This window comes from Ornithinimicrobium sp. INDO-MA30-4, from assembly GCF_021535045.1.
Classification (GTDB): Bacteria; Actinomycetota; Actinomycetes; order Actinomycetales; family Dermatophilaceae; genus Ornithinicoccus.
In genome coordinates this window covers 2,278,841-2,300,695 of the sequence record NZ_CP091056.1, presented here as the reverse complement: position 1 = coordinate 2,300,695, position 21,855 = coordinate 2,278,841, and the positions used below count along the sequence as shown (strand labels likewise).

Here is a 21,855-nt window from a genome sequence, read left to right as displayed (position 1 = left end):
CCCGTTACGCGGTGAATGAGGCATGGTGAGTCTATGAGTTGGCTGACATGAGCGGGGCAAAAGACTGGGCTGCTGGCGTGCCGGGCGTTGCCTATGCGATGAAGAACTCCTTGGTCGAGATGGGTGTGAAGCGCACCGCGTTGACCCTGACCGCGCTCAACCAAAACGGCGGCTTTGACTGCCCAGGGTGTGCTGGCCAGACCCTGAGCACCGCAGCGCTGCCGAGTTTTGTGAAAACGGCGCTAAGGCTGTAGCTGAGGAAGCCACCACTGATCGGGTGACACCGGCGTTTTTTGCGCAGCATTCGGTTGCTGATTTAGCGGGCCGCTCTGACTATTGGCTGGGCCAGCAAGGCCGCTTGGTCGCGCCGATGGTGTTGCGCGAAGGCGGCACGCACTATGAGCCCATCCAGTGGGACGAAGCCTTTGACCTGATCGCCAGCACCTTACGCGGGCTGGACAGCCCCGACGAGGCGATCTTCTACACCTCTGGACGGACCTCGAATGAGGCGGCTTTCGCATACCAACTGATGGTGCGGGCCTTTGGCACCAACAACCTGCCGGACTGCTCCAACATGTGCCATGAGTCCAGTGGTGAGGCGCTGAGCGAAACCATCGGCGTAGGCAAGGGGACCGTCACGCTGACGGACGTTGAGACCAGCGATTTGATCATCGTGGCGGGGCAGAACCCGGGCACGAATCACCCGCGGATGCTGAGTGCGCTGGAGAAGGTGAAGAAGGGCGGCGGCCGGATCATCGCGGTGAATCCGCTGGTGGAGGCCGGCCTGAAGCGGTTTAAGAATCCGCAGAAGCCGTCGGGCGTGATCGGCAGTGGGACTGACCTGGCTGATCAGTATTGCCAGATCCGGGTCAACGGCGACCTGGCCTTTTTTGCTGGGATCGGCAAGCTTTTGGTCGAGGCGGATGACTCGCGCGGTGGCGTTGTGGACCACGAGTTCATCGCCGAACACACCGATGGGTTCGAGGCCTTGCGGGGTCACTATGCGAGCCTGGCTTGGGCTGACCTGGAAGCGGGCAGTGGGCTGAGCCGCGCCGAGATTGAGCAGGTTGCCGAGCAGGTGATCGCGGCCGACTCGATGATCATCTGTTGGGCGATGGGGCTGACTCAACACAAGAACTCGGTGCCCACGCTGCGCGAAGTCATCAACGTCCTGCTGCTGACCGGCAACATTGGCCGGCCAGGTGCAGGTGCCTGCCCAGTGCGTGGGCACTCAAACGTCCAGGGTGATCGGACGATGGGCATTTGGGAGCGCTCGCCAGAGTGGTTCCTGCAGCGACTTGATGACAGGACCGGGATCCAGGCTCCGCGCAAGCATGGCGTCGACGTGGTGGATGCGATTCGGGCCATGCGCGATGGTAAGGGCCGGTTCTTTATGGGAATGGGTGGCAATTTTGTCCGGGCCACCCCTGACTCGGCGGCGACCGAAGCGGCGTTGACGCAGACCGACCTGACGGTTCAGGTGTCCACCAAGCTGAATAGTTCACACGCGATCACCGGCAAACAGGCGTTGATCCTGCCGACGCTCGGGCGCACCGAGAAGGATGAAACTGGTGGTCATGAGCAGTTCGTGAGCGTCGAGGACTCGATGAGCATGGTGCATGCGTCATGGGGCCGGTTGAAGCCAGCCAGTCCGCATCTGCGCAGTGAAGTCGACATCGTGGTCTCGATTGCTGAGCACCTGCTGACGGATTCGCCTGTTGATTGGGCTGCGATGCGGGCTGACTATGGCGTGATCCGGAGCCATATCGAGGCCGTTGTGCCAGGGTTTGCCGACTATGAGCGGCGGGCCCAGGAGCCTGGTGGGTTTGTCCTGCCGAATGGGCCTCGCGACTCCCGGACATTTGCGACCGAGACTGGCAGGGCGCGGCTCACCGTGAATGCGCTGAGCAGGGTTGATGTGCCGCAGGGACGGTTGCTGCTGCAGACGATGCGCAGTCACGATCAGTACAACACCACGATTTATGGCCTGGATGACCGCTACCGCGGGGTGCACGGCGAGCGCCGAGTGCTTTTCATCAACCCAATCGACCGCTTTGAACTGGGGTTTGAGGAGGGCGCACTGATCGACATTATCTCGGAGTGGCCACTGCCCTCCGGCGAAATCGAAGAGCGGCGCGGGATGGCTTTCGCGCTCATCGACTACCCAGAAACGGCACCGGGGTGCGTGGCTGCGTACTTCCCCGAGGCGAATGTGTTGGTGCCGCTGGACTCGACGGCTGAGCGGTCGCAAACTCCGACCAGCAAGTCAGTGGTGGTCCGGCTCGAGGCTTCCGTGCATACCGGAGCATTGCCGCAGCGTTGAGCACGCCGGGCCCCTGAGAGACTGGACCTATGGGACGAGTGACCGCACGCCACCGCACGGTGCGCATTGATGTTGACCGCGGCGTTCGTCGGGCTCGGCCAGAGACGGTCGCCGTCGAGGAGCCGCTGGAGTTGCGGATTGGATCGACGCCGCTAACCGTCACAATGCGCACGCCTGGTGATGACATCGAGTTGTTGCATGGATTTTTGTATGCCGAAGGCATCATCACTGGGCGCACGGACATCGACGGCGCTCGCTATTGCGCAGGCTCTGTGGCTGATGAGGGGCTGGGGGTCGAGGTCAACACCTACAACGTGATCGAGATCGACTTGGCGCAGGGAGTGCCCGACCCGATTGCCGCAGGCAAGCAGCGTTCATTTGGCACGACCAGTTCATGCGGCGTCTGCGGCACGGCCAGCATCGAAGCCCTCGACATCCGGGCGCCGTTTAATCTGTCGGCTAGTCAGATGGAGATGTCGGCGCAGATTCTCCTTTCGCTGCCTGATGAGCTCCGCAAACAGCAGAAGGCCTTCGACCGGACCGGCGGGTTGCATGCGGCTGGGCTGTTCACGGCTGATGGTGAGCCGCTAGTCGTGCGTGAAGATGTCGGGCGGCACAACGCTGTCGACAAGGTGATTGGCTGGGCTATCCAGGCCGAGAGGTTGCCTCTGCGCGAGACAGTTTTGCAGGTCAGCGGCCGAGTCTCGTTTGAGCTCGTGCAAAAGGCTTATCTGGCTGGTATACCCGTGCTGTCGGCCGTCTCGGCACCGAGCTCGCTGGCGGTCGCGACGGCACAACATGCCGGTATGACGCTGGCTGGCTTTGTGCGCGGCTCGACCTGCAATGTCTACACACCCCAGAGCGCATCACCTGACCGAGGCAGCCCCCTCCGGGCGGCGATTCGCACTTTCTCCCGGTGGTCGCGTGTTATTTCGTGCGAACACCGGGACTTTCTGCGATTCGCGCTTGCGGCCGCCAGGACTTGGGCGAGGGCTTGGGTGGGAGGCGTTAGGGACTCGAAAGGTCTTTATCCAGCAGTCGCGCCTACCATGGGGTTAATGTCGACACCCGAAACTCCAACGCTCGTCATCACCGTCTCGGATCGCTCAAGTCGCGGTGAGCGCGAAGACGCCTCCGGCCCTGCCCTGGTCGAACTACTCAGCACTGCGGGGTATGCCGTCAGTGGGCCGATCGTGATTCCCGACGGGGCCGAGTCGGTCGAGTCAGCATTGCGCACCGCTGTGGCCGATGGCGCTCGGCTGATCGTCACCACCGGCGGCACTGGCATCGCGCCACGCGATTTCACCCCGAAGGCACTCGGGCTGTTATCACGCGTGAGATGGAAAGTGTTGCCGAGCACTTGCGCCGGCACGGAGAGCAATACACGCCGCTGGCTGTGCTGTCCCGCGGCGTCGTGGGCGTCGTCGACCCAAGCCCTGATGCACCCGAAGGCAGTGTTGGCACCCTGGTGGTCAACCTGCCTGGAAGCCTCAAAGCCGTAAATCAATCTATGGAAGCACTTGCTCCCCTGCTGCCGCACCTGCTGGCCATGGTTATTGGATGGGATCACTAAATGCAGACTTTGATTGACCGATTCGATCGTGTCCACCGCGATCTGCGGATCTCGCTGACCGACCGCTGCTCATTGCGTTGCACATATTGCATGCCCGAGCAAGGCGTGCCGTGGCTGCAAAAGAACACGATGCTGACCACCGAGGAACTGCTGCGCCTAGCCAGCGTTGCCGTCTCGCTGGGGATTGACGAGGTCCGTCTGACTGGCGGCGAACCGTTGTTGCGTCGTGACCTCGTCGATGTCGTCGCTGGCATGACCGCGCTCGATCCCTCTCCAGAGGTGTCGATGACGACCAACGCGCTGGGTCTGACCAAAAACGCCGAAGCTCTCGTTGCGGCTGGTCTGACTCGGGTCAACGTCAGCCTCGACACCCTCAACGACGACACCTTCAAAAAGATGGCCCGTCGAGACCGCTTCCAGGACACCCTGGATGGCATCAAGGCTGCCGCCGATGCGGGCTTAGCTCCGCTCAAACTCAACACCGTGTTGCTCCGCGGCGTGAATGACCACGAGGCCCCTGACCTGCTGGAGTTCGCGTTGGAGCATGGCTACGAGTTGCGCTTCATTGAGCAGATGCCGCTCGACGCTGGCCACACCTGGCACCGCGAGTCGATGGTCACGGGCCAGGAAATCCGCGACCGCCTGGAGACCCGCTTTGAGTTGACCCCGGTGCCGGTCCGCGGCAATGCGCCCGCTGAGATGTTCTTTGTCGACGGTGGCCCAGCCAAGGTGGGCGTGATCGCTTCGGTGACGTCGCCGTTCTGTGGCACTTGCGACCGCGTGCGCCTGACCGCTGATGGCCAACTTCGCAACTGCCTCTTCGCACAAAATGAGACCGATCTGCGCACTCCCTGCGCGAAGGCGCCAGCGACGAAGAGTTGGCGGACCTGTTCCGCGCCAGCATCGGCGCTAAGTTGCCTGGTCACGGCATTAACGAGCCTGGCTTCTTGCAGCCAGGCCGACCGATGAGCGCAATCGGCGGTTAGCTCAAACGCTCTCGCCAGGCCTGCACGTCGACCCACTCATCGACGTCCCGCAGGTCGGCGGGATCAACCGCGACTTCCTGCATACGCAGTGGTTTGAGCAGTGACCGCAGCGCTTGATTGTGCCCTGTCCCTGCTTGACTGAGCGCTTCACGCAAAACCGCAGTACGGTATGCGGCCAGCAGCCATTGCGTGCGCCCGGACTCATCAATCGGCGCAACTGCCTCGACATCAACCTCAGCCTGCTCGGCTGCTGCGACCAGCGCCGGGAGCACGGCCCTCACCCCAGGCTGATCGACAGCGAGAAGCAAGGTCCAGTCGCGATCGACTTGCACGGCACTCAACCCAGCGATCACGCCTGCGACGGGTCCACCACCAGCGGGCCGCTCCTGAGTCCAGGTCACGGCCTCACGCAGCGAAGCGAGCAGGCTCGAACGCTCAGCCGTCTCCCCCACCACGACAACCGACTCCGTAACGGGCTGGATGGCTCCGAGCGTTCGCCCCAAAAGGCTCACGCCACCCACCTGCAGACCAGCTTTGTCGACGCCGCCCAGCCTGCGCCCGGCACCGCCAACCAGCACGATCGCGTTGACCTTCATGCGCCGACATTCTCTTCGATCTCCTGCATCCCGGCCGGGATGGTGAACCAGGCCATGACACCACCAAGGGCCAGCAGGACAGCACTAATCCACATGGCCAGACCATACTGCGCATCCAGCGCGGCGGGCACGTTGTAGTCATCCCCGGACAGACCCACCACCAGCGGCAAAGCAGAGACCGCCAGCAACGAGCCACTGCGCGCCACGGCGTTGTTGATGCCACTGGCGATCCCGGCTCGACGGTCGGGTGCCGCAGCCAGCACACTCGCGGTCAGCGGAGCGACGGTCAATGCCAGCCCCAGCCCAAAGATCGTCATGCCAGGCAGCACGTCGATGACAAAGTGCTGTCAGCGCCAATCCCGGCCAGCAACCAGATACCACCAGCCATCACCAGGGGGCCAAAGGTCATCGGGATCCGTGGGCCAATCCGGGCGCCTAACTTCCCACCGGGCGCAGCCAGAAGCAGCATGCACACGGTGATCGGCAGCGTCGCGACACCGGCCGCGAGCGCCGAATAGCCGGTCACGGTCTGCAGTTGCAGCACGACGAAGAAGAAGATGGCCCCCATCGCCGCATACACGAGCAGGGTGACGATGTTGGCGGCGCTGAAGGTGCGGTTAGCAAACAACTCCAGCGGCATCATCGGGTTTTTGGCCAGCCGCTCGGTCACGATGAATGCGGCGGCGGCCACCAGCCCGATCAACCCCAAGATCACCGCGGTCGGCGTCCCCCACTCGATCAGCGCATACGTGACACCGGCTAAGGAGGCAGCGGCCAGCAGGGCACCGAGCACGTCAAACGACGGCACTCGCCGCTCGTCGCGGCTTTCGGGGCACAGCGTCGCGTCAGCCAAACGGTCGCCACCGCAATCGGCACGTTGATCAAAAAGATCCAGCGCCACGAGGCGTAGTCGATCAGGAAGCCGCCCAAAAACGGACCGAGTGCATTCGAGATGGCAGCTAGCCCGGTCCAGGCACCAATCGCGGGCCCTCGATCTTTCGGAGCAAAGGCACCCTGAATCATCGCCAGCGACCCTGGAGTCACCATCGCGGCGCCAACCCCTGAAGCAATCGGGCCACGATCAACATTTCAGGATTGACCGCCAGCCCGCAGAGCAGGGATGTCACCGCAAACCAGACGACTCCGATCAAAAAGATGCGACGGCGCCCAAGCGGTCGCCCAACGAGCCGCCCAGCAAGATCAGCGCGGCCAGGGACAACAGGTAGCCATTGCTGATCCACTGCAGGTCAGCCAGATCAGCGCCGAGATCCTCGCCGATAGTGCGCAGTGCGACATTGACGACTGTAGCGTCCAAAAAGGTCATGCCACTGCCCAGCGTCGCAGCGACGATCACCCCGCGGCCAGCGCGAGATCGGTAGGTCACAAAAGACTCGGGTGCACTCACTTCGTCAGTATGTTCCCATCAGGGCACCCCAAAAATTCAGACAGCCGGTGCTGCCCGCAGAAATATCCCGAAAGGCGCTGAGCACCACAGTCACCGACAAAGAAATCTTTTCGTACGGCCAATTCACGGCCGAACCTCCGCCTGCACCTGCCACTGCGAGCCAAAACAACTGAAGAGCCCCGCCAACGGGTCTGCATCGGCGACGGCGTCGGCGAGCGCTTGAGAGGCTTCCACTCCAGCCGCCAAACCTCGGTGATAGTCCACCATCGTTGAGGCCGCAACAGCTTCGGGCACTGCACTCACCGGACCAACGACCGTGGTTGCACCCAGTTCCAACAGACTTGCCGTCATACCGAGTGCTTCTTGGCCACCCCGCGCTCGGGCCACCCCGCCGTGGCAGGACGACAAGACCACATGCCGACTGCGCATCGGCTGCCCTTCGAGGTCGTGAGCAAAGAGTGGGCCATCTGCCATCTGCAGGGTCGAAAACAGCGGGTTCTCTGCGTGATGCTCGCCATGAGCCGCAACATGCACCAGGTCCGACTGGGCAAAACCCAAGAGCGCTTCAGCGATCGAGGCGGAGTCACCACCACTGGTTTTTTGCCCAGTCCAGATCTCCTGACTGAGCGCACTTCTTCTGCGCCCAACGCGAGCTGCGGCCCCGACAGTGCCATGACCTGCGGGTTCGCAACCAATTCAGCTTTTCCTCTAGCCCAAGCTGATGCTGAGCGCGACACCGAGGTGGCCAGGCCAACCCGACTGGGAAACATCGAAAACGGCAGGCCCAACCATTGCGGAGGCGGCACGATCACGAGTGGCGTTCGGTCCTCAGCAACTTGCGGCAGACCACCCAAGAGGGCCCGGTCCAGCACCCCCACCCCATGCTTCAACGAGTTCATCACCGGAGCCCGCAACGGGCTGGCCTGCGGCAGGCTGCCCACCACGCCCAAGTCGCCCCGCACCGTTTGCGCCACAGTGCTCAAGTCAGCAAAGTCCCCCACCTCGACACCCCGAGGCTTCTCACCAGGCAGGACCGCGACTCCGTGAGCAAGGCCGCCCACTACATAGATCATCAGCACCGCGACGCCCTCGGCATCGACGCGCTCTTGCAGCTCGGGATAGCGCCACGTCTGGCTCGTCGCTTGGGCACCTTCCCCGCTGGTGGACCAGTCTGATGACCGAACGGCTAGCTCTGCTTCAACCAGACGTATGCGGGCAGCTTCGGTCTCTTCACCCGGCACCGCAGACCTGAGGTCGGCTTGGGCACGCCGCAGTGCGCTTAGCAATTGTCGGTGCTGGGGATTGTGCGGCGGCCGACTGGGCGCTAGCGAACCCGCCAAGTCTCGCCATACTTCGGCCCGCTCGATCACATCGGCGGGTCCGCGCGCGTGAGCCAACCGACATCCATTGATGCAAGATTGCTACTGTGCACGGCCATAGCGGTGCGAACGTCCAGACCAGCGGCCCGCTTTTGCGTCGCCGCGATATCGCCAGCAGCAACCTCCAGCCATTCGCGCGCCCGCTCAGAATCAGTTTGGGCAGCCACCCAGAGCGCCTGGAGCCGGGTTGATAGCAATGGCGAACCGATCAACGGCTCCGCGTCGTGGAAAGCCGCTTTGGCCGCTTTGGTGTCACCGAGGTCCACGAGGGCTTGCGCCTCGACCAGCAGGCTGCGCCGCAGGAGCGACTGGTCTTCCGTTTGGGTCGCGACCTCTCGCAAGGCACTAGCCAACCTCGCTCGTGCGCGCGGCCGCTGTCCCGCTACCCCCATTGCCTCCAACGTGGCCAGCACGGACCTGCGCCGCCAACCGCCTTCTGCTCGGGCCAGAAATCCGCGGGTTGCCCTGCTTGCGACGTCAATCGCTTCTGCACTATTGCCGCTCAGCAGCGCGGCGCGTACCAACTCAAGGTCGATTTCACCCAATTGACGCTCTGATCCCGCGTCTCTCGCCAGTGAACGCGCTCCTCCAGCGCCCCGTGAGCTTCGCTCACCAGACCAGCTTCGAGCAAAACTCGTCCCCGATCAAGTTGTGACTCGCTTCGGTCCACGTCGACATCGAGCGCGTCTGCTTCCGTCATTAACCGCAGCGCAGTCGGCAAGTCGCCAGCCAGGTATTCGACATAGCCGAGGTTGTGCATCGCCATAAATAAGCCCTTGGGCTGATCAATCTCGATGCTCAACTCGACTGCGTTAGATAGATCCTCGCGAGCATTGGTCAACTCCATAAGTTGACTTGCAAGAGCGCCGCGGCTCAGGAGGAGTCGCATCCGGTTGCCCGGCGGCAGCACTACGCCCTGGCCGTCTGCTCTACGCAATGCGCCTAGGGCCCTAGCCATTTCACCGCTCCTGCCCAAGAGCATCGCGGCTTGAATGTCACAGTTTGCCGAGTCCTCACCGGGCCCTGCCTCAGCTCGGATCGTCTCCAAACCATTCATGGCGCAGAGCAAACCTTCGCGCTCGAAGACGACCCAGGCTCGACTAATGAGGGCTTGCCTCTCGACTGCTAATGCGCGGGCCTGAGTGGACGGGTCTTCCTTGACGCATCCTGCGACAAGATCCAATACCTGCGCGATGGACTTCTCCGCAGAATCCGTGTTGTAGGCGCTGAGCGACTCCCGGGCAGCGTCCAACGTGGCCTCAGCCTCAGCGAGCAGATCTCGCACCTCGTTACTCACCAATCACACTTGGACCGCCGGAGTGATGACGGGCTGCCCCACCGCCGTGTCCAGGTGAATGAAGAACTTCGCCATGCCGGTTGGGATGCCTTCCACACCAATCGCCCGTTCTCGTCGGATTTGGTGACGAAAGTCCGTCCGTCAACCAAGAGGTCGACTTGGACGCCGGACTCCGTGAGCCAGCCATCGACCCTTCGCGTCTCCGCCTGCGCTGACTCTTGGGAAACCCGAATCATCAGGCTCACCGAGCTGCTAGTGAAGGTGATCGTGTCGGTAGACGCATACACCTCCTCAGACCTAACGCCAACTAACTCAGACACCTGCAACTGCGCCACCTCAGCCTCCAACGCCGCCCAAGACAACTCAAACTTCACCCGATCAGCAAGGCCGGACGGTGGCGGGTCGCCAGCTTCAACAATCGCTCGCAACTCCGCCATCAGGTCAAAGTCATAGTCATCGAGCGGTTGCTCTTCATGCAGGTGCTCACTCATCACACACGCTCCAATGTGGGTCTTTGCTCAGTGCTGATCGCAATGTCGTCAGGCAGCGGCCCCTGGTTGGGCCGATGGACCCCATCGGCATCCCCAGATCTTTGGCAACCTGTTCGTAGTGGGGGCGGTCCGCGAAACACACCATCCGTAGCAACTCCTGGCACCGGGGCGTCAGTTGGCTGAAGTGCGACCACAGCACCTGAGCGCGGTCGCCGTTGATGGCAGATTCGAGCGGATCCGGCGGTGGAGCCATACCCAGCGGCTCGTCCTTGCCCAAGTCCATCGTGGTGGTCAGTTCGCTTGGCCTGGTTGTGTCCGCCCGCTTGGCGACTCGCCAGGCTTCTCGCCTCGTAGCCGTCATCACCCAAGCCACGATTGCCTGCGGATCCTTGATCGATTCAGCCTTTTCAACCACTTTGAGCCACACCGTTTGAACGACGTCCTCGCTGGCTGCTGCGTCCAACCTGCAGGCACGGGCCACGTGCCACATCACCGGGGTCAGGATGTCGACAAGCTCATCCATCCGCCAAACCTGGCCAGCGCGATAGTCGGTGAAGGCCGCCGCTGCTCGGTCGGTTAACAGTTGCCCCTGCTCGGCACTCATCTCTTTTCACCTCGCAGCAAGCCCTGAACGACCTTTGCGCCTCGGTCAATCCACGCTTGGCTGTTGCCTGAGGGCGCCTTTGACTGACTAAACAGCGCCGCGATTTCGCCCGCGGCAACCGGCGCGGAAAACGAAGTGCCGCTCCAAATGGCAAACCCGCCAGAGAAGTCATCCAGGTCGATCGTGGCTCGCTCATAGCCTTGGCGAGTGTGGCTCGAAGCCGGTTGGGTAGCCCCGTCCAAAGTGACCGGCATGATGCTCACAAGATTGGCACCGAGTCGATGCAAGCCAATCCACGGCCCAGCGTTGCTGAAGGTTGCGACGGTGCCGCCATTGGGATTTAAGGCGCCCACCGCGACGAGCGGCACCCGACCAGTCGACGAAGCGCTCGGGTTGGCGAAGGCCGCGGGGAAGAACGGTGCGGTCGTTGATTGGTTGCCAGCTGCCGCAACGACGGCGACTCCCCAATCACCAAAGGCCTCAAGCAGGCCCCCAAAAACAGCATCGGTCGCAGCGTCCGCAGGGCTCTCGTGGTAGTAACCCAGGGACAAAGACAGCACGTCGATCACCTCGCTTGCGTTACCGCGCTGCACCGCATCGATGTGTCGCACAACCAGCAAGGCCAGACTCTTCAGCACCAAGGCTTCCTCGGCGATGCCATCGTCTTCCATCAACGGAAGCCCGAGAATCTTGGCCTGCGGGCAGGCCTGGCGCACGAGGCCGGCGATGAATGTGCCGTGCCCGGCATATTGCGGAAGTGACCCTGAGATCGTCGCACTGGGTGGACCCGGTGGCACCGCGAGTGGGCCGTCAATCCCGAGTCTTACCCCGCTGGCAACGATTTGATCTTCCACATTGGCGTTGAACCACGGATGTGTGCCCAGCCTGGTGTCCGGAACCACGACCACGGGCGCCGACGCCGCTGGCCTGGCGTTGAGGGCGGGGTCCGCAGCAACCACTGCTACCGGCGTTCTGCCCCCTGTCCCTGGCTGCGCGTAAGACATGGTGGCCCCTTCGCTGCCCATCGACATCCAATACGGCATGGACATCCAGTAGGGCATCGACATCCAATAAGGCTCAGGAGTCAGCAGGTGATTCAACGCAACATCGGACTCCCCAAAGCCCTTCTGCCGCAGACGCTGCAGCACCGGCCACGCATCGATCGGCGGCGTCGCCGAATCGTTTAACACCAGGATGACCCGAGTCGGCCAAAACCGCTCGAGAATCTGCCCCGCGTCCCCGCTTGATGGAGGCTCGCCCTTGCCGCCCTGCTCGATCTGCGGCGTGAAGCCAAACTCCTGGCCGATCTGAGCCAACTCAGCCATCACTTTTGGCCGGTTCCCCCGTTAACCCCAAACACCAACAGCACACTGCCGATGTATGCCGTGGGCTGCAGTGGCCCTGATTTGGTGCGCGCAGCGGTGGTGGGCTCCAACACCCTGGCGCCGTATCGGGCAAGGATTGCTGGCGGGATCACCGGGCGGGGGCCACTGCCGGTCGAGCCTGGCTCATTCACAGGAGTAGTCATGTCCGTGCCTTCCTGACCGGACTCGAGGCTGAATTTGCCGGTCAGTGAGAGGAATCAGATGTGCGCGCCCCGATACATCACAGGAGAGTGATTGAGATCACAATCCTGCAATCGTTTCGGACTTGGCCGCCACCGTCAAGGTTTCACGGCCCTTTTTACCCGCCAGCAAAGGGCGGCAGCACGTCCAACACATCATCCGCGGCCAGTCCCATTGACCGATCCCCCATATTGGCCCTTGAGCAGCAACGAACTGTGCGCGATCACGTGGGCCAACTTGGGTCCGTGGGCTTCAATTGCGGCTTCCAGCGCGGCGCTCACGGAGTCGGCCGAGATCTCTTCTCTTTCGGTCCCGGCGGCCTCAGCGGCGGCGGCAAAATAGCGCAGTGTTGGCATGAGCGCTCCTAATAACGGATCAGGCTGGGGTCGATCTCTTCAGTCCACGCAACCATGCCGCCCGAAAGTAGCGAGAGGTCGGCGTGCCCCAATGATCTCAAGTGCGTGGCTGCTCGCCGCGCACGCGGGCCAACTTGCAGGTGACCACGAGTGGCCCATCGGGCAGAGCACCCAGGTCTTCCCAGGTCAACACCTCATCCAGGGGTATGGCGTGGGCTCCGTCGATCAGGCCCAGCGCGTGTTCTCCCGGCTCGCGGACGTCCAGCACGGTGACGGCATCGCGCTGGGCAGCGAGCTCAGCGGGCGTGATCGCGTCGAATCGTTCGGGCGCCGATGTCGCCTTCGGAGCCGAGGCCACCGCACCCACAGGCCGAGGCCGCAACGGCACCTCGCGCATCCGCATACTGGCCGAGTCCAGCAACAACACGCGACCTACCAATGGCTCCCCTGCTCCGGTGATCAACTTGATCGCCTCTCCAGCCATGATCGAGCCCACTTGGCCGGTGAGCATGCCCAACACTCCAGCGTCTGAGCACGATGGTGTCGCCTCCGGGGTGGCAACATGGGGAACAGATCGCGCAGACTCGTGGCGTCCTCGGCGGCTACCAGCGGCTCCGGCATAAAGGTCGCGATCTGCGCATCGAAGCGCAAAACGGCTGCCCACACCACAGGCATGCCCAGGTCAGCGCAGGTGTCACCAACCAGATAGCGAGTTGCGAAATTATCCGTCCCGTCAATCACTAGGTCGTGCCCACTAAGCACGTCGACCACATTGTCATCGTTCAGTTCGCTGATCAGCGGCGTGATCTTGATGAGTGGGTTGAGATCGACTACTGCCCGGGCGGCACTGAGCGCCTTGGGCTCACCAAGATCTTGGGTGCGATGCAGCACTTGTCGTTGCAGATTGCTGAGATCAACCACGTCGTGGTCAATGACCGTGAGCGAGCCAACCCCCGCGGCGGCCAGATAGAGCAAGACCGGGCTGCCCAGACCGCCTGCCCCGACGACGCATACCGATGCATTAGCCAGTCGGCGTTGCCCTTCGATGCCAATGCCTGGCACCAACAGGTGCCGGGAGTATCGAGCCAGCGCCTCAGCATCTAACTCGGGGCCAATCTCGACAAGGGCTTCACTCGATCAGCCTAACTGCGCTCGAACAAGACACGGTGACCAATACCGTTGGTTATGCCGCACAATAGATTTTGAAATGTTGCTCCAACGGAGAGTGCTCAACGCATGCAAATCTCTTTTGCACAATCGCCGCGGTCAACACTGGGGGTGGAGTGGGAAGTCGCACTCGTTGATTCAGTGACTGGCGAGCTGGTGCCACTTGGACCGCAGGTGGTCGAGGAACTCGACTCGCCCTTGGTAACCGGCGAATTCATGACCAACACCGTCGAGATGGTGACGGGCGTCTGCCACTCCGTCGCCGACGCCGAGCGCGACCTGCGGACGGCGATGTCGTCGATCCAGAAGGTTGCCGCGTCGCATGGCCTCGGCGTTTTAGCCGCTGGCACCCACCTGTTCAGCAGTTGGCGAGCGCAGCGCGTCTCCGAGGGCTCAAAATACCAAAAGATGCTTGACCGCACCCAACACTGGGGCCGCCAGATGGTCATCTATGGCGTGCACGTACATGTCGGCATCGAGAGTCGCGATAAGGCCCTGCCGCTCATGTCATCGCTGCTCCACGCATACCCCCATATGTTGGCGCTTTCGGCGAACTCACCGTTTTGGGAGGGCGAAGACACGGGCTTTGCCTCCCATCGTTCGCAACTTTTCCAGCAGTTGCCGACCGCAGGTTTGCCCTTCAATTCACTCAGTGGTCCGAGTACGAGTCGTTCGTCGAAGACATGATGACCACCGGCGTGATCGATGCCCTGGGCGAGAACCGGTGGGATGTCCGACCGGCTGCTCACCTGGGCACTCTTGAATATCGCAACTGCGATTCGGTCAGCACGATTCACGAGATCGGCGCGATCACCGCCTTGATCCAGTGCTTGGTGGAGGAGGCTTCCCGCAAGCTAGACGACGGTCAAGAGTTGCCAGCGCTGCAGCCTTGGCATGTCCAGGAGAACAAGTGGCGGGCAGCCCGCTATGGCTTGGATGCCATCGTCATCACGGGGTCGGACAACTCTGAGCGACTGGTCACTGATGATCTCATCGACATGACGAAGCGGCTTGCCCCGATTGCTGCCGATTTGGACTGCTCGGAGGAGTTGGCTCGGATCCCCGGGATGATCAAGCGCGGAGCGGGCTACCAGCGACAACACGCGCTGGCGGCTGAGTCCGGTGGCGACCTGCGCAAGGTTGTATTGGCCATGGTCGAAGAGACTGCGGCCGAGCTCCGATAGTCGTTGATAGGGGTCGCCGCGCGACTGTCAGCGGTCAGGCATACGGTGAGGGTATGGAATTTAGATACCTCGGCAACAGCGGTTTGAAGATCTCAGAAATCACCTATGGCAACTGGTTGACGCACGGTTCGCAGGTCGAAAACGACGTCGCGACTCAGTGCGTCCACGCGGCTCTGGACGAAGGCATTTCTACCTTCGACACCGCAGATGTTTACGCCAACACGGTCGCCGAGTCGGTGCTCGGTGAGGCACTTAGGGTCAGCGTCGCGCCGACCTTGAGATCTTCACCAAGGTCTATTGGCCTACCGGTCCCGGTGGCAAGAACGACACCGGCCTGTCGCGCAAGCACATTATGGAGTCGATCGATGGGTCGCTGCAGCGCCTGCAGACCGACTATGTCGACCTCTACCAGGCTCACCGGTTCGACACCGAGACCCCACTCGAAGAGACGATGCAGGCCTTCGCCGACATCGTCCGTCAGGGCAAGGCTCACTACATCGGCGTCAGCGAGTGGACTGCTGAGCAGATCCGCGCCGGTGTTGCACTGTCCAAGGAGATGGGCTTCCAGCTGATCTCTAGCCAACCTCAGTATTCAATGCTGTGGCGCGTCATTGAGGACGAGGTTGTCCCGACGTCTGCCGAGCTTGGCGTAAGCCAGATTGTCTGGAGCCCAATGGCCCAGGGCGTCTTGTCCGGCAAGTATCAGCCCGGCCAGGCACCGCCTGAGGGCTCGCGTGCCGCGGACGAAAAGGGCGGCGCCAACATGATCAAGCGCTTCATGAACGATGATGTGCTCACCCGCGTCCAGGACTTGAAGCCCATCGCCGAAGAAACGGGCCTGTCGATGGCTCAGTTGGGTGTCGCTTGGGTGCTGCAAAACGACAACGTGGCTGCTGCGTTGGTCGGTGCATCTCGCCCCGAGCAGGTCCGCGAAAACGTCAAGGCTGCTGGGGTAAAGCTAGATGTCTCGGTGATGTCCAAGATCGATGACGTCTTGGGCGACGTCGTTGAGAAGGACCCCGCCAAGACGGCCGAGACAGCTCCTCAGGGCCGCGTCGCCTGATCAAGCAGCACTCGCAGAATGCAAACTGCCCGCTCACCTTCATGGGTGAGCGGGCAGACTTGTTTAAAACTGTTAGCCAGCGGAGCGCGTGGCGCGACGCTGACCTTGGCCACCACCAGAGCGCGAGCCGTGGCCTTGCGGGCGGCCGGAGCCGGAGCGTCCAGCACCGGGGCGACCGCCTTCGTTGCGGTTGCCGCCCTGTCCCGAACGTCCGCTGCCATTGCGGTTGCCACCCTGGGGGCGGGAGCCGTTGCGGCCACCGCCACCACTACGGGGCTTGCCACCACCACGGCCCCCTGCTGACCAGCAGGCTGTTCAGACTTCAAGACCAACGGCTCACGGGCTGGGACGCCGCCTTCTGGGCGGGGAGCCAACTCGGCCAACAGTGGGTGACCAACCTTGACCCTGGTGGTCGTCGGCTTCACGCCAGCAGCCTTGGTGAGCGCGCGCACATCGCGCACCTGCTCATCGGTCATCAGCGTGATGACGCTGCCTTCAGCGCCGGCACGGGCGGTGCGACCAGAGCGGTGCACGTATGCCTTGTGTTCAACGGGCGGGTCCGAGTGGATCACGAGTGCGACGTCATCCACGTGAATGCCACGGGCCGCGATGTCGGTAGCGACCAGGGTCACTGCACGGCCATCGTGGAAAGCGTCCATGTTGCGGGTGCGGGCGTTCTGCGCCAGGTTGCCATGCAACTCGGCAGCGGGGACGCCGCGACCGTTGAGTTGCTTAGCCAACTTCTTGGCGCCGTGCTTGGTGCGCGTGAAGATCACCGAGCGGCTAGCTGATCCGGCCAAGTCCACCAGCACATCGAGGCGGTCGTTGCGGTCGATGTGCAGCACGTGGTGGTTCATCTTGCTCACCGGGGACTGTTCAGAGTCCGCGCTGTGCCGCACTGGCTGGCTGAGGTACTTCTTGACGATGACATCAACGCCGTTGTCCAAGGTTGCGGAGAACAGCATGCGCTGCCCATCACGCGGGGTCTTGTCCAGGATCCGCTTGACGCCGGGCAGGAAGCCCAGGTCAGCCATGTGGTCAGCCTCGTCCAGGATGCTGATTTCGATGGCGTCCAGCATGACGTCGCCGGTGCTCATCAAGTCTTCAAGGCGTCCGGGGCAGGCCACCAAGACGTCAACGCCTTCGCGCAGGCCCTTCAGTTGAGGGCCCTTGCCAACGCCACCAAAGACGGTGATGGCCTTGAGGCCCGAGGCAGCAGCCAAGGGCTTGAGCGACTCGGCAATCTGGCCGGCCAACTCGCGCGTCGGCGCCAAGATCAGCGCACGGGGGCGCTTGGGCGCACGGCGCCGCGGGTTTTCCAACAGTCGGGCCACCATGGGGAGCAAGAACGCATAGGTTTTGCCCGAGCCGGTGCGGCCACGGCCGAGGACGTCACGACCAGCCAAGGAGTCAGGCAGCGTGGCGGCCTGAATAGGGTGGGGCTGACAATGCCGCGCGGCTCAAGCACACGGGTCAGCGAAGTGGGCACGCCGAGATCGGCGAAGGTGTTGCTAGGCACAGGAAAGTTCTCAAAAAGTGCATCTGTCTCGCCCGGCACGCTAGGGAGTGACGGTCATCGTCACGAACGCGGCCTCTGCGGATTTCCAAACGCGATGAGGAGCAAGCCCGCGGCAAGACTGGGCGGACTGCTGCTGCCAACCCTACGGCATACAAGTTGAAGCGTGAACCACACCGGTCACGCGGCTGATCGCCTAGTCGACGAGAGCGTTAGCTAAGCCTTCGTCAATCACGAGCGAGTTGACGAACTGCCCCTGGATAGCCGCGGCCATGGCTTGCGCCTTGGTCGCACCAGCGGCGAGCGCCCAGACGTTGGGTATGGCTCGGAGTTGGTCTGCGGTGATGCTGATCATCCGCGTGGTGATCTCGAGCTCAACTGGCGCTCCGGCCGAGTCGTAGAAGACTCCAGCAGACTCACCGACGACGCCAGACTCTGCAGCCTCGGCCAGCGAACTGTCGCCAGCAATCTCATAGATCGTCGAGAACCCAGACGCCCACTGGCCTACGCCAACGACAGCGTGCGTCACCTCACCCACCGCTTCCAAGGCCGAGCCAACGGAAGACTGGCGGCGCATAGCCTCGGCTCCTTCGGCGTCGTCCAGCAAGAACGGCGCATGGAAGATCACCGACTCGCCGTTGCACGATCGAGCAACGCTGCGGATGAGCTCAACGGCACTGGCGTCGTAACCCGCGACTTCCATGCCACCACTCAATTGAACGATCTTGACCGCGGGCCAGCCTGAAACATGTTCAGACATTGCCAAAACGGACCGAGACCATGGCAAACCTACGACATCTTTGTCCGTCAACGTCTCGGCCAACAGACCAGCCGCCACCCGCCCCAGTGCTTGATTGATCTCATCCGGCGTGGTGGCGCCGGGAGCCAGGACAGCGCAGTCGCTCAGGCCAAACTCTTCCTTCACGCGTGCGGATAGATCGAGGTTGAGGCCTTCTGCAGGTGCAATCTCGATCCGGACCAGGCCACTGTCATGAGCAGCATCAAGAAGGCGCGCTACTTTAAACCGACTCAATCCGAAGTGCTCGCCGATCTCGATCTTTGACTCGCCACGCAAATAGTGGCGGCGCGCAATGGATGCCATGAGCAGCAATTCGGCTTGGCTCGTGGCTGTCGACACTGCTTCCTTCTTCCTGAGATTTGCCGCTCCGCGATCTTCATTCCTACGCCCATCTGGACATACGGTGGATCCCGTCAGACTTCTTGACAAGCACTGAGGGTACGCCCAATACTCAACAGTGCATAGGGGTGCTCATTTGAGCGTCCGCGGCGAGGTTGTGGGGGTCAGCCCTCGAGCGGAGCACTAGTAGCGGCTCGCCGTGCAGGACACAGAGGTCTAAGGTCTATCCACGGGAGCCGTGAAGCGAATATGAAACTGTCAAACAACACTCTCAGCGAGTTGGGTTCGGCAGTCGCTGTGCCCTCCTACGACCGCAGCAAGGTCACCCGCGGCATCGTTCACTTCGGGGTTGGCGGCTTCCACCGGGCTCACCAGGCGATGTACGTCGATGCGTTGATGAACACCGGGGAGGGCCTCGACTGGGGTATCTGTGGGGTTGAGTCTTGCCGCACGACACCAAGATCGTCGACACGCTCAACGAGCAAGATGGCCTCTACACGATGACCATCAAGCACCCAGACGCACGCCTCGAGTCGCGAGTGCTTGGGTCAATTATTGAGATGCTGCACGCACCTTCAAACCCGCAGGCAGTGTTGGACGCGATGACCGATCCCGCCACCCGCGTGGTCTCCTTGACCATCACCGAGGGTGGCCTACCTGATTAACCAGGCCACCGGGCAGTTTGATCCTTCCGACGCCTCGATCCAGGCCGACCTTAAAGACGGCGCCACCCCCAGCACCGCGTTTGGTTACATCATCGCGGCGCTAGCTGCTCGTCGCGCCGCGGGCACTCCACCCTTCACCGTGATGTCATGCGACAACTTGCCGGGCAACGGCGAGGTCGCCCACCACGCCGTCAGCGCTTTGCGCGGCTCAAAGACCCCGAACTGGCCGACTACATCGAGGCCGAGGTCCCCTTCCCCAACAGCATGGTCGACCGCATCACTCCGGTCACCACGCCCGAAGACATTGCCTCACTCAAAGAAGAAACCGGCGTCGAAGACGGCTGGCCAGTCGTGTGAGCCGTTCACTCAATGGGTGTTGGAAGACAAATTCGCTAGTGGGCGGCCACAACTCGAAAACGTCGGCGTCCAGGTCGTCGAAGACGTCGTTCCGTTTGAGTTGATGAAACTTCGCTTGCTCAATGTCAGCCACCAAGCGATGAGTTATGTCGGTTTCTTGAGCGGCTATACCTACGCCCACGAGGTATGTGAGGACCCGGTATTCGTGAATTTCCTGTCGGGCTACATGGCTGACGAGGGCATCCCGACCCTGCCGGTTGTCCCGGACACCGACCTGAGCGCATACCGCAAGAAGTTGATTGAGCGTTTCGCCAACCCGAACGTTCGCGACACACTCAAGCGTTTGTGCGCCGAGAGCTCGGACCGCATCCCCAAGTGGCTCGTGCCGGTCATCAACGAAAACCTGGCCAGCGGTGGACAGATCACCCACTCCGCCATGATCGTGGCCTCCTGGGCTCGCTACGCCGAGGGCGTGGATGAAAACGGTGAGCCCATCGAGGTAGTGGACCGCATCAGGGACCGCGTCATGGCGGCAGCTGCCAAGCAGAAGGAAGACCCGCTCGCCTTCTTGCGAGCGCCCGACTTGTTCGGCAACCTAGTGGAGAACGAGCGGTTTACGACCGAATACACCGCCGCTCTAGCTTCCCTGCACGAGCATGGCGCACGCACTAGCGTGGAGAATCTCACTAACCAGTGATGGTCCACCTTTGAAAGGCACCGCATGAGCGAGCCAGTCCTGGTCGCAGGCGTCGATAGTTCGACTCAGTCCTGCAAAGTCGTGGTCTGTAACGCCGAAACTGGCGAGGTGGTGCGACAAGGTCGGGCCAGTCACCCAGACGGCACGAGCGTTAACCCGTCGGCTTGGTGGACAGCCTTTGAGGAGGCGAGCGCTAACGGCTTACTTGATGGCGTCAGTGCCATCTCGATTGGCGGGCAGCAACACGGCCTGGTCGCGCTCGATGCCAGTCACGCCGTCGTGCGCGATGCCCTTTGTGGAACGACACCCGCTCGGCTCCCGACGCAGCAAACTTGGTAGCGGAGTTAGGCGGGCCAGGAGTATGGGCAGAGCGAGTTGGCACCGTGCCGCTGGCCGCGATCACGGTCGCAAAGGTCCGCTGGCTTGCGGCAAATGAACCGGGTGCAGCTGAGGCCACCAAGACAGTGGTCCTCCCCACGACTGGTTGACCGGCCAGATCCTGAAAGACCGGGGCGGGTTCACCGGTTGGACCACCGACCGCGGCGACGCCTCGGGCACAGGCTATTGGTCTGCGCGCACTGGCGAATACGACCTGGGCTTGATGCATCAGGCGATGGGGCGAGCGTTTGAGGCTCCACGGGTGCTCGCTGCCAACGAAGCCGCTGGCACCACTGACGATGGCATGGTCGTTGGCGCGGGCACCGGCGACAACATGGGTGCGGCTTTGGGGCTTGGCCTCCAGCCCGGTGATGTTGTCGTTTCGCTGGGCACTTCGGGCACTGCCTTCACCGTGTCAGAACTCCTGCCCCCTCGACGCCAGCGGCGCTGTTGCCGGATTTGCCGATGCGACCGGGCGCTATCTGCCGTTGGTCTGCACTCCTAATGCCGCCCGAGTGCTGAGCGCCGCCGCGGACATGCTTGGTGTTTCGCTGGATGAATTGGACGAGTTAGCCCGCAGCGCCCAGCCAGGGGCTGGCGGATTGACGCTGCTGCCCTATCTTGACGGCGAGCGCACACCCGATCTGCCGTTTGCGACCGGCACGATGGCCGGAATGACCGGGACAACATGACCCCGGCCAACTTCGCCCGGGCAGCCGTCGAGGGGATGCTGCTCAACCTGCTTAGCGGCATCGAGGCCCTGCGAGCCCAAGGCGCGTCAGCCAATCGGGTGTTCTTAATCGGTGGCGCTTCGGCCTCGCAAGCCGTGCAACAGGTCGCCGCCCAGCTCTTCGGCTTGCCCGTTGTGGTGCCCGAGCCGGGCGAATATGTCGCCCTGGGGGCAGCCCGCCAAGCCGCTTGGGCACTCAGCCGCAGTGACGCTCCACCGGAGTGGCCCATCAGCCTGGTTGCCGAGTTGCCTCCAGAGCCCGGAGTCGCCGCCGAGAACGCTGAGATCATCCACCGGTATGCCGAAGTGCTCAGGCTGATGCACAACACCTTCTAGCGAGACCTACTGACAGCTAGATTTGAGATTTCCTTAAACCCAAGGTTGG

The 21,855-nt window shown here is 62.4% G+C and carries 14 protein-coding genes and 9 pseudogenes; 7 read left to right on the top strand and 16 right to left on the bottom strand.

Annotation, left to right across the window (positions count from 1 at the left end):
* Positions 1-47: 47 nt before the first annotated feature.
* From L0A91_RS13855 to moaA, 3 genes and pseudogenes are all read left to right on the top strand, one after another.
* A pseudogene (locus L0A91_RS13855) lies at positions 48-2,323 on the top strand (FdhF/YdeP family oxidoreductase).
* A gap of 29 nt (positions 2,324-2,352) precedes the next feature.
* Positions 2,353-3,825 (top strand): formate dehydrogenase accessory sulfurtransferase FdhD, encoded by a 1,473-nt coding sequence (fdhD, locus tag L0A91_RS19220; protein ID WP_311197845.1) that lies wholly within the window; start codon positions 2,353-2,355, stop codon positions 3,823-3,825.
* A 71-nt stretch (positions 3,826-3,896) separates the two neighbouring features.
* Positions 3,897-4,882 (top strand): annotated as a pseudogene (moaA, locus tag L0A91_RS13840) (GTP 3',8-cyclase MoaA).
* Here the strand turns inward: moaA and L0A91_RS13835 are convergent.
* The 14 genes and pseudogenes from L0A91_RS13835 to L0A91_RS20050 all read right to left on the bottom strand — a co-directional run bounded on the left by L0A91_RS13835 (position 4,879) and on the right by L0A91_RS20050 (position 13,637).
* Entirely contained in the window at positions 4,879-5,478 is a 600-nt protein-coding gene (locus L0A91_RS13835) for a molybdenum cofactor guanylyltransferase (RefSeq protein WP_235244958.1), read from the bottom strand. The pseudogene moaA and the gene L0A91_RS13835 sit on opposite strands and share 4 nt — an antisense overlap.
* Positions 5,475-5,795, bottom strand: coding sequence for a hypothetical protein (locus tag L0A91_RS13830; protein WP_235244957.1), 321 nt, complete (start codon positions 5,793-5,795; stop codon positions 5,475-5,477). The genes L0A91_RS13835 and L0A91_RS13830 overlap by 4 nt, the downstream gene beginning before the upstream one ends.
* Positions 5,792-6,331, bottom strand: a complete 540-nt coding sequence (locus L0A91_RS13825) for a hypothetical protein (protein WP_235244956.1) — start codon at positions 6,329-6,331, stop codon at positions 5,792-5,794. The genes L0A91_RS13830 and L0A91_RS13825 overlap by 4 nt, the downstream gene beginning before the upstream one ends.
* Positions 6,238-6,719: pseudogene (locus L0A91_RS13820) on the bottom strand (MFS transporter). The gene L0A91_RS13825 and the pseudogene L0A91_RS13820 overlap by 94 nt, the downstream one beginning before the upstream one ends.
* Positions 6,626-6,883, bottom strand: coding sequence for a hypothetical protein (locus tag L0A91_RS13815; protein ID WP_235244955.1), 258 nt, complete (start codon positions 6,881-6,883; stop codon positions 6,626-6,628). The pseudogene L0A91_RS13820 and the gene L0A91_RS13815 overlap by 94 nt, the downstream one beginning before the upstream one ends.
* 123 nt (positions 6,884-7,006) lie before the next feature.
* A complete protein-coding gene (locus L0A91_RS13810) occupies positions 7,007-7,498 on the bottom strand; it encodes a CHAT domain-containing protein (protein WP_397333878.1) in 492 nt (163 codons plus the stop codon).
* Between the two features lie 751 nt (positions 7,499-8,249).
* Positions 8,250-8,807 (bottom strand): hypothetical protein, encoded by a 558-nt coding sequence (locus L0A91_RS13800; RefSeq protein ID WP_235244953.1) that lies wholly within the window; start codon positions 8,805-8,807, stop codon positions 8,250-8,252.
* Positions 8,765-9,559 carry a hypothetical protein gene (locus L0A91_RS13795; protein WP_235244952.1) on the bottom strand — a complete coding sequence of 265 codons (795 nt, stop codon included), beginning with the start codon at positions 9,557-9,559 and terminating at the stop codon, positions 8,765-8,767. The genes L0A91_RS13800 and L0A91_RS13795 overlap by 43 nt, the downstream gene beginning before the upstream one ends.
* The gene (locus L0A91_RS13790; protein ID WP_235244950.1) at positions 9,556-10,050 is read right to left on the bottom strand and encodes a hypothetical protein; all 495 of its coding nucleotides are present in this window, start codon (positions 10,048-10,050) and stop codon (positions 9,556-9,558) included. The genes L0A91_RS13795 and L0A91_RS13790 overlap by 4 nt, the downstream gene beginning before the upstream one ends.
* Positions 10,043-10,654, bottom strand: coding sequence for an RNA polymerase sigma factor (locus tag L0A91_RS13785; protein ID WP_220123158.1), 612 nt, complete (start codon positions 10,652-10,654; stop codon positions 10,043-10,045). Before L0A91_RS13785 ends, L0A91_RS13790 begins: the two co-directional genes overlap by 8 nt.
* On the bottom strand, positions 10,651-11,979 hold the full coding sequence (locus L0A91_RS13780) for a S8 family serine peptidase (RefSeq protein WP_235244949.1): 1,329 nt from the start codon (positions 11,977-11,979) through the stop codon (positions 10,651-10,653). Before L0A91_RS13780 ends, L0A91_RS13785 begins: the two co-directional genes overlap by 4 nt.
* Positions 11,979-12,182, bottom strand: a complete 204-nt coding sequence (locus L0A91_RS13775; protein ID WP_235244948.1) for a hypothetical protein — start codon at positions 12,180-12,182, stop codon at positions 11,979-11,981. Before L0A91_RS13775 ends, L0A91_RS13780 begins: the two co-directional genes overlap by 1 nt.
* A 192-nt stretch (positions 12,183-12,374) precedes the next feature.
* Positions 12,375-12,575: a MoaD/ThiS family protein gene (locus L0A91_RS13770; protein WP_235244947.1), complete on the bottom strand. Its 201-nt coding sequence runs from the start codon at positions 12,573-12,575 to the stop codon at positions 12,375-12,377.
* 97 nt (positions 12,576-12,672) lie between these two features.
* Positions 12,673-13,637: pseudogene (locus tag L0A91_RS20050) on the bottom strand (ThiF family adenylyltransferase).
* Positions 13,638-13,811: 174 nt separating this feature from the next.
* Here L0A91_RS20050 and L0A91_RS13755 point away from each other — a divergent pair.
* Together L0A91_RS13755 and L0A91_RS13750 are read left to right on the top strand one after the other, a co-directional pair.
* Positions 13,812-14,926, top strand: a pseudogene (locus L0A91_RS13755) (glutamate--cysteine ligase).
* A gap of 53 nt (positions 14,927-14,979) precedes the next feature.
* A pseudogene (locus L0A91_RS13750) lies at positions 14,980-15,989 on the top strand (aldo/keto reductase family protein).
* A 72-nt stretch (positions 15,990-16,061) separates the two neighbouring features.
* Here the strand turns inward: L0A91_RS13750 and L0A91_RS13745 are convergent.
* Together L0A91_RS13745 and L0A91_RS13740 are read right to left on the bottom strand one after the other, a co-directional pair.
* A pseudogene (locus L0A91_RS13745) lies at positions 16,062-17,508 on the bottom strand (DEAD/DEAH box helicase).
* A gap of 193 nt (positions 17,509-17,701) precedes the next feature.
* A complete protein-coding gene (locus L0A91_RS13740; RefSeq protein WP_235244945.1) occupies positions 17,702-18,643 on the bottom strand; it encodes a sugar-binding transcriptional regulator in 942 nt (313 codons plus the stop codon).
* Positions 18,644-18,892: 249 nt separating this feature from the next.
* Between L0A91_RS13740 and L0A91_RS13735 the strand changes: the two are divergent.
* Positions 18,893-20,362, top strand: a pseudogene (locus L0A91_RS13735) (mannitol dehydrogenase family protein).
* A 24-nt stretch (positions 20,363-20,386) separates the two neighbouring features.
* Positions 20,387-21,806, top strand: a pseudogene (locus L0A91_RS20045) (xylulokinase).
* Positions 21,807-21,855 lie beyond the last annotated feature (49 nt).